The organism is Metabacillus hrfriensis (assembly GCF_030127205.1).
Lineage (GTDB): Bacteria > Bacillota > Bacilli > Bacillales > Bacillaceae > Bacillus_P > Bacillus_P dongyingensis.
The window spans coordinates 1,075,955-1,091,292 of record NZ_CP126116.1 but is presented as its reverse complement, the minus strand read 5'-3'; the positions used below and the strand labels follow the sequence as shown (position 1 = coordinate 1,091,292).

The window sequence follows — 15,338 nt, the reverse complement described above, 5'->3', positions numbered from 1 at the left end:
AGAGGGTATATTGCGGTGTGGAGCATGCATAAAACAGTCTTGCATTTCATAAGCTGATAAAGTAAAATAAAATCGAACATACGTTCTTTTTATAATGTTGAAGCGAGGTTTTTTTGATGACGAGAATTCCCTCAGACCTTCGAGATGCAATTGAAATGTCCATTTACCTCCCGATGACCATTTCCATATTCAACCGGGACTTATCTATCATTGAACAAAGTCCATTCAAGCTTAAACAGCCCTATCTTAACATCGTGGAAGAATCACTCAAGCTTGCACAAAAGGATCTGACAGTCGTACGCCATGAACTGAAAAAAAACAGCATTAAAGTCAGCCAGGTACAAAGGGATGAAGCCTTTACCATGTATTCATTCATCTTTAAAGGCTACGAGGAGCAGCACAATTATTTTAATCCCCGAATACGCAATAAAGTATGCGAACTGATGGAGGATTATTTATTTAAAGTCCTAAAAAAGTAATTAGTGCTTGTTCAGCTCACGATGTATGTAAAGGTATTTTATATATCCCTTTGGGTTGTTGGGATTTTAATTTATGAATCATTCACCCTTCTTCCGCAGCCTTTGGTTATTTTAATTATGGATGGTGGAGGTTATCGTACTCAGCTATTCTTGACCCTTCCTATTCATTTTCTAGTTGCTGTTTATAAATTTGTATGTAAATTAGATGGAAAACTAACTGGAGATATAAACAATTATTATTGTAAAAGTAACAACTTTATTTGAAATGAAACTTTTTATTGTCATCCAACAGCAGCAGTTGTCAACAATCAAAAGAGCAGTTCTCACTGCTCTTCTAAAATATTTCTGCTGTCTATAATCTGTATTAAGTTAACAAGGTAATTAGAGTGCTAGTTATGCAGGACATTACCACTCGTATTTTTTCGGACAGATATTCTTCAGGCTTGCTCATGAGATATATCCTTTCCGACCTTTCTTGAACACTAACAATTTGGTATACATCCTGCTTGATTTTTACTTATTCAGTAAGTTTTTTAAAAAGCACTCAATTGGGTTTTGCGATAATTATTAGAATTTGTAAATAATTATTAATCATCAACCATTACTGCTACATTGCAACATAGTTATATCCAGTCGTAGCTCTATCCACTATATGGTTAAAAACCACATCAAGTTTTTGTTTGAATATTAATCTATCATAACTTTGAGGTAATGTTTTATCGAGCACATCTTGAACAACTGACTGTACTCTTAGTTTTGGTTGTTCATCTTTATACCAATCAACAATTAGTAACCCATTTTTCTTTTCTACCAAAGTTTCAAATAATTCTTTAGCAGATAACTTAACTTGTTGTTCTTCTTTTTTGGTTAGTTTATCTTTCTTTAGGAGATCAAACAACTCTAATTCTTCCTCTTTAAGATTTTCTCTAATATGTCGTTCATCTTCTTCATGCATTTTTTCAATAAATTTTAGTAACTCCTCGTAGAATTCCTCATTTTCAGAACCCCCAGCATTATATCGGTCTATAATTCCTTTAAACAATTCCGAAAACTTAGAGCGAGTTACATTTTTGTTCAGCATTGCATTAAGTTTCTCCTCAATAAACACTCTCAAATCACTAATTTCTATATTTTTATATGGAGTTACCTTAAATTGTTCTCTTATTTTATCAATATCAAGCTTTGAAAGGTCAATTACTTTTGACTTTACAATTCCATATTCCCCACTTGCCCCCTCTACTCTAGCCGCTTCGATACTCTGATCAAGCAATACACTAATTTTTGTTTTTGCATTTTCAATCCTCTCATCGCTAACAGTGCCGTCAATAATACCCCGTAAATACAAAATTACCTTCAGTAATGGATTATCCCATTGAGTAGAAAAAATCTCTGGTTTACTAGCTTCATATAAATTCTCTGCCAAATTCGAGTAAACTCTAAACTGATTTTTATTATCATCGTTGCCAAGAATAACATTAGCATAATCCATGAAGAGTTCTAACATTTCAAATGTATTATCAGCATCTATTATGGCTTTTAAATCAATCCCAATATAACTACAAAACTCCTCTGTTTCATTTAAAGTTTGATTTATTAATTCAATTAAATTATTCATGTCCTTTACAGGCATTTCAATGTCATCTTTGGAATCAGCATATTCTCCAAGTGCCTTTTTCATATATTTAAAAATATTAAGATAATCAACAACAATACCACTCGTTTTTCCTGGGGCAACTCTGTTTGCTCTTGCAATAGCCTGCATGAGCGTATGACCCCTCATGGGTTTATCTAAATAAATTGTAGATACACTAGGGACATCAAAACCTGTTAACCACATTGAACATACGAAAACCAGTGAAAGCTTATGTTGAGGGTTTTTAAAATGGTCCTCAATATCAAACCCGTTTTCATCTACAGAGTTCATTCTATCTCGATGGATTTTTATATTTAGACCCTGTTTAGCAAATTTCTCTTCTTCTCCGTCTTCCTGACTTATTACAACTGCCATTTTAACTGATCGCATATAATCAACAATATTTTTAAGCGTTGCCTTCTTTATTTCATCAGATTCCTTTTTAATCTCTTTATTTAAACGCTTTATCTCTTCGTTCCAGTGATACTGCACCTTATCATATATTTTAACTGCAGTAAATTTATCAACAGAGACTACCATACCTTTCCCGAGATAACCTCGACGTGGGAAATGGTAGACGATATCCTTAGCAACAGCTTCAAGACGATCATCTCGCTTTAGCACTTCCAATTCATGGCTGTAATGCTTTTCAAGACGTTTTTGCTCTTCTTCAGATAAATCCTCACTCTCAATAATATCGGCGAAGTCATTATCTAAATCAATGTTAATTAAATCAACTGTTGGTACTCGCTTTGAATAAAAAAGAGGAACTGTTGCTCCATCTTCAATAGATTGTCCAAAGTTATATTCACTTATATAATCTCCAAACCAAGCATTAGTAAGGCGCTTATTACCTAATAGAGGTGTTCCAGTGAAGGCAATGTATTGTGCATTTATAAGTCCGGCTCTCATATTCTCTGCAAGTTCTTTATACTGTGTTCTATGTGCCTCATCGACTATAACTATAATATCATCACGTTCTGAGAGAACTGGGTATTTTTTTCCTTTATCATATCGAAATTTATGAATTAGAGAGAATATATATGTTTTATTCATTTGTAAATATTCCCTCAGTTGAGAACTGTTTTTGGGGCGAACCTTTTCATCTTTAGAAATAACACCAGTTCGCAAGTAATTCTTATAAATTTGACCATCCAGATCATCTCTATCAGTAATGATTAGAAAGGTAAAATTGCCTTTAAATTTCCGATTTATCTTCCTAGTAAACATCACCATAGAATAGCTTTTACCACTACCTTGAGTGTGCCAAAAAACTCCTAGCTTACCATTTAAATTTTCTCTGTTCTCAAATGCTTTAACAGCATTGTTAACCCCTAAATATTGGTGGTTTTTTGCTATTAATTTTGATTGTTTTCGATCGAACAAAATAAAGTTTTCAATGTAATCTAATAAATTCTCTTTTAAAAGTAATCCTTCAGCAAGATATAATAGACTAACTCCATCAGATTTAATTTTTTTCCTATCAGGTGTTTCCTTCTCTTCAAACTTAAGCCATTCAAAAAAATACTCATATTCAGCATTAAAGCTACCAAGCCTTGTTTCACGAGCGTTTGAAAGTACACAAATTTGATTAAAATAAAAAAGCTGCGGAATATCTCTTAAGTAATCCTTCAAGTTTTTATCGTAAGCATTTTTTACCTTTATGTCCGAGTTTTTGAGTTCTATAAATACAATAGGTAGTCCATTTATGAATATAATCAAATCTGGTCGCCTGTAATAAGTTTCACCCTTGATCCACATTTGAGAACAGACCGTAAAGTCATTATTATATATGCAATTAAAATCAATAAGCTTCACATACCCTATTTCCTTTTTGCCATTCTTTTGATATTCAACTTTTATTTCATTTCTAATTTTATTATAGTTGTAATAGTTAACTTTCATTAAATCAATACTTAATCTTGAAGTAACTTGATCATTTGCAAGGTTTTTTAATATATCTATAGGAATGTGGGGGTTGATTTTCTTTAATTGTTGCAAAAGAATTTTATATAGAATAACTTGTTTTTTATTTTCCCGATTAGTACCATCATTTAAATCATCAGGGTCTATTGTAAAACAATTCATATGTGAGTAAGAAAGCTTTGGTGATGTTAATACATCTAGCATCGCCTTTTCTAACATATCTTCAGTAATAATCTTTGCCATGAAATCAACCCCCTTTAAATAAATGAAAGCTTCATATCTACTAAGACTAATCTAACTCGATTTTACCACTAATAAGGCGTGGTAGTAATAAATCACGTTGCTTAACTAGGGTGCTATTTTGCAATAGTAAGCACTTAACTTCTTCCAAAATTGGAGAAGCAATTTCATTAAACTGATACACCAATTCTTCAGTTGGACAAATAACCTTCAACTTCTCAAATTTCCCTTTACTTAAATTGGTCATTGTTGTACCTGTTGAACCAAACATTTCAATTGTTTGCTTTAATGATCTCGCTGTAAAAAACATCCATTCTAAATATTTTATATCGTCTAAAATAATTGAATTTATTTGTTGGTTAGTATGTGCAGGTTCTGCATTTATGGATACAATACCACCCGTTCCGATACAACTAACACTAATAGAATTTGCCGGTAATAATTTTTTGTGTTGAGTGCTATGTCCGATTTCGGTTAAATATTCTCCAGTTTCAATAACATAAAGTTTTCCATGCATATCGGGGGTTTTTATAAACATTATATTTCCCCCATAATTATCTATATTAAATGTAGGAGGTGTTTTACCTGTCTCAACTCTACCAAAATCACTAATCCTTTTTATCTCCCATCCCTGTGGTATACCGTTTTCAAATCTTAATGATTTGTAACCTGGAAAACGCATACGCACAAACCATTCTTTAAATATTTCATTTGCAGCTTTTTCTAAAAGTTCAATCCTTTTGTTGTTGTTCTCTATAAAGTCATCATAAGCAGATAATATATCTGCTATCTTTTTTTGGGTAGAAAGTTTTGGAACAAGAACTTTTATTTTTTCAAATACTGATTTTGGAACAATCGGAGTATCAATACCGGAGTTATATGCAAAAATATATGGAGTGCTTACCCTTAACAAATAGTAAACAAATCGATAATCATTTTCCTCATTTACAATTATCGAGTTAATTTGTTGATTTGTTATTAACTTCTTTGATGCAATACCAATTTTTCCAAATCCATAACTAAGTGCTGTGTACATCACTGCATTCCGAGGTAGCGTTTGATTTTTAAATTTTTCTATAGCCTTTAAAGTAACTAAAGATTGAGTTTTATATATATATCTGCTATCTCGTTCCATATCTTTTGGAGAAACAAATAACTCATCACCACCCCAGTATTCTGCTTGATCCGTAGGAGGTGTTTTCCCAGTAATTACTTTTCCTAACGAACCGATAGGTACGTTTTCCCACATTACTCACTCACCAAAGACAACAAATTTCCAATTATCTTCCTTTCTAGCTGTTGAGCAGTTTTATTTAGTGTCGTTAGTTCCTCGTTTAGTTCATGGATTACTTTATTAAAATCTTGTTTTGTCATTCCATCTTCCTCAATGACAACACCAACATATCTTCCAGGATTAAGAGAGTAATCCTGCTCTTTAATTCCCTCTTCGCCTTCAATGGTAGCAGCTTTACAGAGTCCTATTATGTCTTGATATTCACCATTCGGGAACCTCTCTAATAGCCAGTCAATATTTTCTTGCCAATAATTTTTGTTCAAGGCATTTTTCATATTTAACTTGTATTCATCTATAAGAGCAAAAAACTCTTCCTTTTTCCCCTCATACAGTCTTGAAATAATAGCAAGATTTTTTATTTGTTCTTCTGTAAATTTACGATGTGATTTATCTACAAATGTAAAAATATTTCTTGCATCTATAAAAAGTATCTCGTCTGGCTTAGGTTTTGTTTTATTAAAAAACCAAAGAGTTGCTGGTAAAGTAACAGTATTAAACATTTTAGATGGTAAAGTCACCATTTGACTGATAATCCCACTTTCTATAAGTTTAATCCTTATATCCTTTTCGCTCTTTCCCGCATCAGATGCAGAATTGGGCATAACAAGAGATGCTCTGCCATTTGGCCTTAATGCAGTTGCAAATTGATTTATCCAAAGATAATTTGCATTTGGTACTTTTTCAGTCTTATCACTATCCTTTTTAGATGACTTTGTTTTATTTTGTGGAACACCGTATTCATTAAAACGTCTCTGGTTTTTAACCAAGTCAAGCTCAACCTCGTCAACATTAAAAGGTGGATTAGCCATTACATAATCAAATGATTCATAGCTATTGTGAGGATCACTGTAATAAGAATTTGCCTCAATGATTTCTCCTCTAATATTATTAAGGGCTAAATTCATTTTCGCTAACTTTACTGTTTCGCTTGTTTTCTCTACTCCATAGGCCCGTAGATTTATCTCATTGCTTTCTCCATGTTTTTCTTTATGCCTTGCTATATAATGTGCTGTTTGTACAAACATTCCCCCACTACCACATGCAGGGTCTAATATTTTCCCTTCAGTTGGTGCTAAAACCTCAACCATATATCGAACGACTGAAGATGGTGTAAAAAACTCTCCACCACCTTGGCCCTCAGCTAAAGCAAATTCTCCAAGGAAATATTCATATATTTCACCAAATATATCAATGCTTATATTATCAGGAATATCTTTAAAATTTTTAAGCAACTTTTTAAGCAAAGATTTATCTTCGGAGGAGTTTATTGCATAGTATTCATCCTTAGGCAAAACACCTTCAAGTTCTGGAGAAAATTTCTCTATTTCAATCATAGCTTCTTTTATCTTAAACGCTAAATTTTCTTCCTCTGGAAGGTTAAGTAATTTATCATATCGAGCATTTTCAGGAAGGTAAAATCCACATTTAATAGTTGCTATTTCATGGATTTCCCTTTCTGCCCTTGTGCCCTTTGACTTATTATATTCTTCAAGAATCTCGAGTTCATATTTTGAATATTTACTATTTGCAAAGCGCAGGAAAATAAGCCCTAGTATCGGAGAAGCATACTGAGTTGATTTTAATCCCGCTCCAGCACGTAATTGGTCGGCTGTCTGCCATAACCTAGCTTTTAATTTCTTTAATTCTTCATTAGTCATGATTAAACTCCTTGTCTTAAGGTACGAATATAAACAAGATGCAGGAAAACAATGTAAGTATATCAATATACAATTATACGCCTTATTATAAATAAACTGTGATATTATTTTTTGTAAAAATAGGTAATATTGTATATTGAAAAGAACTTAACATATACCAAATAGATCCTTTACAACCAGTACCTCTCTCTCAACTAATTTTGTTTTCAATTCAATTCATGCATTTTCACTAATTCTTGGATAAGTATAATGAATTCTCCTGCTGTATAATTTGCTATCAATTTGAATTCTATTGTTGTTAATTCTCCTTATTGCATCAAATACAGCACTAAAACCAAACATCATTAATGCTGTCATCAAATTTATCTTCTATCTGCTTTAAAATTGAATTGTAATAAGATTTAAGTAAATCTCTTTCAGTTTTGCCTATATAACTATTATGAGCAATCAGATTTCTACACTCAGCCATCTCGTTAATCTTAGGTAATATAAAATCTTGGGTGTCGAAATACCCTTCAAATATATCCCAATTATTGTTAATTAAAGTTCCAATATCCTTAAAATCTAAATAAAATAAATCATTATTACCTCTTACACTTAACCATTTCTTATTTTTAGCTTTTTCTTTTCTGCCTGATATGGTATTTTCTAAAGATTTTGTTATTTTTAGTTTGCTAAAGTAATCTTCACCATACTTCTCTTTCGAAACTATTTCAATAAAAACTCTTAGTGAGTTTTCCACTGAATATAGGTATGTATATACTTCTGCCATGTATTTACCCTTTTCTCTAATATCTTCTGGAAGTATTCTTTTAAGAATAGAATTAGACGTTTGACCTACTTTATTTTCCAAATCTGTGAGAATATCCTCCTCATCTTCGAAATCAATGCTCAGATCAGGAGCAAAAACAATTTCTTTAAGATCAAAACCTACTTCTCCAGGTATTAAATTATTGCATATTATAAATAATTTATGTTTGTTAGTATCTATATTGAGAGAGTCGATATTCGCAGGATTTACATAGAATTTAATATTAATACCCTGTGCATTCCACCTACCTGAACGATCAACATAAAAGGAAGTACCCAAATTATCTATTGAAAGACTAGATTTATTTAAAAAGTTATATAACTCTATTTCACCCTTTCTTTTAAGCTCTCTAAGTATTCCTGAAAGATACTTCTCATTAGCAAAAGGTAACGTATAAGTAAAATCACTCATTTTAAATGTGTTCTCCCATTCAATCGTTTTTTATCAAACCGTTAAAATTTCTCATTCATTTTTAGGGCTACAATAAAGATTAACCGTGCTGATCGCTCCAATTTCAGGCCAACCTCTAAAACTAAACTATCTATTTGCAATAGTCTTAAAATAAGGTGTTGATAACAAAAAGTATTGTCAAAAAAGATATATTTACCTATTATCTCTATAACAATTATTTCAAATTACCTAAATTTATACAATATCTAATTCTAGAATCTGGCCTGATTGTTGAATAAATTGTATTTCAAGTGCGCTGTTTGTATCCCTTCCTTTCCATTTAAAAAACAGGACACTTTGAAATACATAAAAATTGATACCTGCGCCAATACATCAAAAAGAGCAGCGCTAACTGCTCTTTACCGGAAATAAGGTTCATTATGTAAACTGTAGTATAAATATAATAATAGATTGGTAATACTCTACAAAAAACATAAATTAAAATGGAAGGTCATCATCATCAGAATCACCAAATAAAAATTCTAATGATTGATTTTTCTTAACAGCTTTCTTAATTAACACTACTTCTTTTTTCTTATTAAGATATAAATCAGTATCTTCTTTTATATCAATCTTTTTTAATACTTCAGTTATAATCTTCATAAATTTGCTTGATTTCCCCACATAATTATATATATGATTTCTATTGGATTTTTCGTGATTTAACAATCCAATTAATGCACTAATCACTAATTCTGGAGCAGCGCCCCTAGCTACCTTTTGTTTAATTTCAAGCAATCCATAGTTGTTTTCATTTAATTCAAGTATAAGACATTTAATAATGTTAGATGCAGAAGAATGGAAGTATATTTTGAATAATAAGTCAATTGTGTCTTCGTTTATTTCAAAATAATCAATCATTATTTTTGTTATCCAAAATAATTGAAACTCTTGGATCCTGACATTTTCCAGAAATTTATCGAATATGTCAATAATATTGCTGGGTATATTGTCGTTTTTTCTTAGATGGTGATAAAGTGCTTTTGTTAGATGGGGGGAATTTTCTAATACTAATTCTACTAAATCTAATGTTTCTTCTAAATCATTAATTAACAAAGATAGTATCAATTCTATATCTTCATCTAATAAAGATTTCTCATTATGAAGAAGTTCCTTCAAGAAAAGTGTCTCTTCTTCAGTCAAAATTAAATCAACTTCATCTTCTTCATAATCATCAAGGTATGAAGTAATGTAAGTTCGTCTTTTTTCCAGCAAAGATTTTTTTATATCGCCTATATTGTTGTCTTTATCTTTAGAATTACCTACAAATGTTTTTTCTTCATTGAGAGAAAGACCTTTTTCTCCAATTAATCTTTGAATCACAAATATATCTTCTTTTATGGTATCCATACTATGAGAAAAGAGATAAATATCGTCCATGAATCTTACAATATGTTCACTTTTAATTTCTCTTGATTGTTCTATAAAACTTAGAAAGTGATTTCCTATTACTTTTATAGGAAAGTACCCCTGAGGCATACAACTTGTAGACCTTCCCTCATTTATTTCACGTAAGTATTTCCCAAACCTGCTGCCTTCTTTATTACTTATTTTTCTACAGAGATAACTTTTTAAATCGTGATGATATATATTATTGAAACAATTTGATATATCTATCATTCCTAAATAGGAATATCTTATTTTAAGTTCAGATATTCTATCTCTAAATGCTTTATATTCATTTGTAGATGAATTTGATTTATTACCTGTAAAGCTGTAGCCAAATCGTTGACGATAATTAATACTTTGCATTTGAAAATATTTAGAATTTCTAAACACAAAATCATATAAATAAATTACTGCAATGGGATCTAAAAAGAAACACTGTCTTAAATGATGACTGTTTTTAGCAGCATAAACTAAAGGTTGTGATAAAAAGAAAAATTCTTCTTGATGGTTTTTTTCATTATTTTCTTTAAAAATGAATTCGTTTATATATGTAAGTATTTCTTTATATCCATACTTTGCTATAAATTGAGTCGACCTTAAAGGAAACAATGTTTTCAAATGATCTTTATCTATAAAATTTATTAAATCTTCATTGGCCATTATGTTCATCCCTTTTTCACTTATATACTTAAATTCATAAAAAAGAGCCGCAATTGCGAACTCCTTTTGTGTATGTATAGGATAATATCTAAACCTTGATCTCCAATATTTGATGTAAGTTTATAGGAGTAGCCTTTTAGATAAAATATCACAAATGACTCAAAATAGCTCCCATATAAGAACATAATTCGGAGGAAATTAACAAATAACATATCCCGTTGCCTAAAATATATTTTCTAGCTTTTATATTTTTTAGGAAAATTTTCTAATGTAATCGCAATTCACTGTATAAATATATCAAAATTTACAATAAATTACTATGTTTTTTTAGTTGAATAGTACTGTCTAATTCTAAGAGAAGTTTTCTTAGAAATATGATAATCTACAGTTTATTAACGAGTTTCTACTATGGTTTAAAAAGCCCGTCTCGTTTTCAATCGTGAAACGTACATCTGAATCTTTAGTAATCATAGTTGTCATGGTTTTCCTCCAAATAAAAAAGAACTGCTAAAGTCCTTGTAAAATAAAAAACCGTCTCATTAGAGACGATTATTTTTATGATATTATTCCTTGTACTAAGGTGAGAAGCTGTTCTCCGAGTGTATAAACAGCAGAACCTGTTGTTGCTACAGTTTGAACATCTTGTAATTTTTCAGTTGCTGTTTTAACAATTGCTTTTTTAGGTTTGTCTGATTCAGCTTCAACGACTGCTGCTTCTAAAAATTCTGCAACTTCTTCTTTCTGTTCAGATGGTATGCTTTGGTCGTCCGCTAACGCCTTGATATATTTGTGGCTAACTCCCTTTAACTCAGCAATTTGTGTTTCAATATAAGTTTGATTTGCAGAAATAGTAGATTGCCCTTCTGCGTGGTTGAGTTGACCTCTAAAATCTCCACCAAAGTTAAAATGAGTACCACCAGACTTTTTATCATAGCCCATATCGACTGCCAACTCCCCTAAATAAGTTAAAATATGATCTATAAGTACTTTTACAACTTGGTTGTTAAAACTATCAGTCATTTCTTGGAATCTTCTACCTGAATAACCCATAATAACCCTGAAAAAGTCAATATTATTGGTAGAAACATACGAGAGCATTTGATACACATAAGCAATTTCCTCTGATGGATCGAGAGGTAATTTGTATCTCGTATTAAATTGACTTCCTTCTATGAGTGAATGCATATCGTATTCGGTTTTGTTATGTTCTTCAATAAAGGAAGAAATGATAGGAGAACTATTGATAAACTGTAAAAACCTATCTAAGTTATCATTTGCATCATCATAAGAGGTGTATAAAAACCTACTTGCCATCATTCTGAATTGCTTAGAAAATTTTTTAAACTCATTTTCTTTTAGGGTTATGCTTTGAGACAAATCAATTCACCCCGCAGTAAGGACAATAAACAACCGAAGCTATCTGATCAAGGTCAAGTTTAATTGTTTTGTCGCAGCAAATTAGAGTAATTTCCTCAAGATTTTCATCTTCAGTAAGAATCTTAGGGAGCTCTTCTTTTGGTTTAGTTACCTTTATTTTTATACCTGAACCTTTTAATTTCTTACTTGATTGTTTAAATGCTTTAAACATTTGTTCCTGAGCATAATTCTTAACAATTATAGTAGCATGCTCAATAATTTCAGGCGGAGTAAAATTTGAGCTTTCAGCCATTAAGCCACATGATGGGCAAAATAAATCAATTGTCTCTTCTGCGTCTATGTCTCCAGCCTGGGCTTTAAATCTTCCTTTGCAATGTGGACATCTTAAAGAATAGAATCCTTCGCTGTCTGTTGGTATAGGTATTTGGAAATTCAACTTAGCACCTCCATCAATAGTCTAATTATATCATAATTTGCTATTTTTTTACTGTTCTAAATCAACATCAAATCTCCAATTTGGTATGTTACGTATTTCTTTTCATTGATAGCTCCGAGAATACGTTTGTTTAACATTTTCAATTCGATTAATGCTTGATGTAATGATAGCTTCATAATGAATTGCCTCCCTTTATTCTCATAGGTATTGCTAAGGACTCCTACCACACCCTTAGTGCTAGTGAGTAAACATCTAGGGCCCTCCTCCTCACAGCGAAAACCATTCTAAATATATTTTTTTGATTTAAATGTATTGATTAGATCACTAATTCAACCCTATGAGAGATAAAAATTAACATATATTCTATACCATTTTTTTCAACTACTGATACAAAATTCACTAATTTGGGGTGGTTTGATTAAATGTAAAATGGAATAATTATCCTAAAAAGAAGAAAGGAAGATATAGATGGAATCCGTATCAATTATGATTTCACTGTTCGGTATGGTAGCAGCAACTTTTCTTCCCTTGCACCCTTGGTTTTTTTTAGAAACTGTTATTCTGACGAGTTTCCACTATTATATTGTGATCTTTTTAATAGCATTTTCATATTCTTTAACTAACTTCTAAAAAGTTGTCTTTTTAATGCCTAAATCTTGCATTTCTTTTACTGCAGTTATCTCTCCTGATTTCCAACGCTCATAAACTTCTTTGTATTCTTCTGTAGCCTTTTCTCTTGGTCTTCCAAAAGCTACTCCGTTTTTTATAGCAACATCTATACCCTCATGCTGCCGTTTTCGTATGCGATCTCGTTCTTCCTGAGCCATCCAGGAAAGTATCTGTAAAACCAAGTCAGCGATAAATGTACCAAGGCTATCTTTATATTGGGTAGTGTCGAATAACGGCATATCCATCACTACAATATCTGCTTGAATATTTTTAGTAATGTCATTCCATTCTTGAAGTATCTCTTCTTTGTTCCGGCCAAAACGATCCAGGGAATGAATGTAAAGAATATCTCCTTTTCGGATCATCCGCTTTAGCAGCTGATATAGCTCTTGATTAAAATTTTTCCCACTTTGTTTATCCAAAAAGATATCTCGCTCATTGAGACCATTTTCCAGCATGGCTTGAAGCTGACGTTCTTCATTTTGATCTTTGCTGCTATCCAGTATGTAAAATTACGAACTTTCATTTTATTTTCCTTTTTCTAATTTATTTCCTTTTTCACTATCAAAAACGTTATGCAAAAGTTTTCTTTCAAAAAATATCCATTAGGAAAATTTGTTTAATAGTGAACGATTCAAATCTCCTCTTTTATTTACATTTATAATCAATCAAGATTTGTATAAAAGTTGTAACTTCTAGACACTTATTTTTATAAGTTATTTTTTATGTACTTTATATTAAAAAAAGATATTCTACAATTAAAGGTGTAAAATATTGTTAATTTATAGACGAAAGGAGTCTAATAATGAATATTGGTTATGTGAGACAAGGAGATACAGTTAAATACTCTTCTTGCTCATTTCCCAAATGTTTTCACCTCTTCAATAATATAGGAGTATAGAACTATTTTTAATCTAGCATATCCACCTCCTTTTTTCTACAATTTTACAATATTTTAACAAGGTGAGGAAATAAATATGTGGGAAACAAAGTTATGTTGAAACTTGATGCTCCCTTTTATATTTTCTTGATTTCTGGTAAGCTGCGCTTTCTGCAGCAGATATCATACCTCCAATGAAAAGCAAAATGGACGACATGATAAAGACGGCGCTAAGGTCCACTTGTCTGGCAACATAGCCTGCTGCTATCGGTCCCGCAACAATTCCGATTGAATAGAGGGACTGATAGAATCCCATTGCCGTTTTGGATCCCGCTTTATGGTTTGTTTTGCTGACTTGGTCCAAGAGAACAGGAAAGATAAAACCAAGGGACAAACCTAATATCGTGTGCAAAAAACAGTAAACAGCCCAATTGTTTGTGCCTCCCATCAGGAATAGGGATAAAGCTCCTATAACAAAGCAAATGAACATTATTAAAAAGGGGTTAGTGAAGGATCTTTTTTTCAATGCAAGCATAACAGGAGCAAGGACGTGCGGTACCATAAAAGCGATGACAAGCAGAAGTATGGCTGCAGCATGATCATTCAGCTCATTAAAATAGACGGATGAAAAACCAAAAATAGTTGTAAAGAGAACCGCGTGGGACAAGAGGGATAAAAGACTTAGTGACCACAAATTCCGATTTTTCACCACATGCTTGACAATTGATTTACCCTGTTTACCTTCCCCTGTTTTGTCTTCTGCCTCCACCGTGTCAGCACTAGACAGGGATAGGACAAGGAAGAGTCCGATTAAAGCAAAAATTCCACCGATCCAGAATAAACTTGTAAAACCCAGAACATCAGCAATCCAGCTGCTGATTGCCATGCTGATCAATTGAGAGGCAACAGTCATTGATTGTAAAATGCCCATTGCTTTTAGTGACCGGCTTTCTTCAAAAGAAGAACTATACCAAATGGTCAGGACTACCCACATGGCAGCTGTAACACCCGCAAGAAACCGTCCGAAAAAGATTGGCATAAAGTCATTCGTCAAGGCCAGCAATAGTGCGCTAATGAATGAAACGGCAAACCCGAAGGCCACCAATAATTTGCTGCTGATTTTATATTTATCCGCCGCGATGCCTAATGGGAATCTGATGATTATTTGCATGATCCCATAGCTGCCCATGATTATTCCTGAGGCATAATATCCCATATCTAATACATCCAAATAAATACTGAATGTTGGGATATAAATATACATCGAAAACCAAAAGCAAAAAACAATACTGAGAAAAACGATATGAAAATTCTGAGGCTGCCGCATTTTATCTTTGATCACCCTAAAACACCTTCCTTCTTCCCCTATTCCATCCCTTGAAACTTCCATGCGCTAAAGCTGATATGTCTGTTTACTGTCAAAAGTCAGAAAAACC

The 15,338-nt window shown here is 32.1% G+C and carries 10 protein-coding genes; 1 reads left to right on the top strand and 9 read right to left on the bottom strand.

The window, feature by feature from the left end:
• Positions 1-116: 116 nt before the first annotated feature.
• Positions 117-479, top strand: coding sequence for a YhjD family protein (locus tag QLQ22_RS05430; RefSeq protein ID WP_284016170.1), 363 nt, complete (start codon positions 117-119; stop codon positions 477-479).
• 607 nt (positions 480-1,086) lie between these two features.
• Here QLQ22_RS05430 and QLQ22_RS05425 read toward each other — a convergent pair.
• From QLQ22_RS05425 to QLQ22_RS05385, 9 genes are all read right to left on the bottom strand, one after another.
• Positions 1,087-4,281: a type I restriction endonuclease subunit R gene (locus QLQ22_RS05425; protein ID WP_284016169.1), complete on the bottom strand. Its 3,195-nt coding sequence runs from the start codon at positions 4,279-4,281 to the stop codon at positions 1,087-1,089.
• Between the two features lie 46 nt (positions 4,282-4,327).
• Complete coding sequence (locus tag QLQ22_RS05420) at positions 4,328-5,527, bottom strand: restriction endonuclease subunit S (protein WP_284016168.1); 1,200 nt, start codon at positions 5,525-5,527, stop codon at positions 4,328-4,330.
• On the bottom strand, positions 5,527-7,230 hold the full coding sequence (locus QLQ22_RS05415) for a class I SAM-dependent DNA methyltransferase (RefSeq protein WP_284016167.1): 1,704 nt from the start codon (positions 7,228-7,230) through the stop codon (positions 5,527-5,529). Before QLQ22_RS05415 ends, QLQ22_RS05420 begins: the two co-directional genes overlap by 1 nt.
• A 328-nt stretch (positions 7,231-7,558) precedes the next feature.
• Complete coding sequence (locus QLQ22_RS05410; protein WP_284016166.1) at positions 7,559-8,452, bottom strand: Swt1 family HEPN domain-containing protein; 894 nt, start codon at positions 8,450-8,452, stop codon at positions 7,559-7,561.
• A 477-nt stretch (positions 8,453-8,929) separates the two neighbouring features.
• Entirely contained in the window at positions 8,930-10,540 is a 1,611-nt protein-coding gene (locus QLQ22_RS05405) for an RNA-directed DNA polymerase (RefSeq protein ID WP_284016165.1), read from the bottom strand.
• Positions 10,541-11,095: 555 nt separating this feature from the next.
• Positions 11,096-11,917, bottom strand: coding sequence for a hypothetical protein (locus QLQ22_RS05400; protein ID WP_284016164.1), 822 nt, complete (start codon positions 11,915-11,917; stop codon positions 11,096-11,098).
• A gap of 1 nt (position 11,918) precedes the next feature.
• The gene (locus QLQ22_RS05395) at positions 11,919-12,353 is read right to left on the bottom strand and encodes a hypothetical protein (protein WP_284016163.1); all 435 of its coding nucleotides are present in this window, start codon (positions 12,351-12,353) and stop codon (positions 11,919-11,921) included.
• Between the two features lie 626 nt (positions 12,354-12,979).
• On the bottom strand, positions 12,980-13,528 hold the full coding sequence (locus QLQ22_RS05390; RefSeq protein WP_284016749.1) for a recombinase family protein: 549 nt from the start codon (positions 13,526-13,528) through the stop codon (positions 12,980-12,982).
• A gap of 486 nt (positions 13,529-14,014) precedes the next feature.
• Positions 14,015-15,229 carry an MFS transporter gene (locus QLQ22_RS05385; RefSeq protein WP_284016748.1) on the bottom strand — a complete coding sequence of 405 codons (1,215 nt, stop codon included), beginning with the start codon at positions 15,227-15,229 and terminating at the stop codon, positions 14,015-14,017.
• Between the last annotated feature and the right edge of the window lie 109 nt (positions 15,230-15,338).

Bases quoted from the DNA above. Each gene is read 5' to 3' on its own strand.
- QLQ22_RS05430 (WP_284016170.1), top strand. From the start codon at position 117: ATGACGAGAATTCCCTCAGACCTTCGAGATGCAATTGAAATGTCCATT.
- QLQ22_RS05425 (WP_284016169.1), bottom strand. From the start codon at position 4,281: ATGGCAAAGATTATTACTGAAGATATGTTAGAAAAGGCGATGCTAGAT.
- QLQ22_RS05420 (WP_284016168.1), bottom strand. From the start codon at position 5,527: ATGTGGGAAAACGTACCTATCGGTTCGTTAGGAAAAGTAATTACTGGG.
- QLQ22_RS05415 (WP_284016167.1), bottom strand. From the start codon at position 7,230: ATGACTAATGAAGAATTAAAGAAATTAAAAGCTAGGTTATGGCAGACA.
- QLQ22_RS05410 (WP_284016166.1), bottom strand. From the start codon at position 8,452: ATGAGTGATTTTACTTATACGTTACCTTTTGCTAATGAGAAGTATCTT.
- QLQ22_RS05405 (WP_284016165.1), bottom strand. From the start codon at position 10,540: ATGGCCAATGAAGATTTAATAAATTTTATAGATAAAGATCATTTGAAA.
- QLQ22_RS05385 (WP_284016748.1), bottom strand. From the start codon at position 15,229: ATGCGGCAGCCTCAGAATTTTCATATCGTTTTTCTCAGTATTGTTTTT.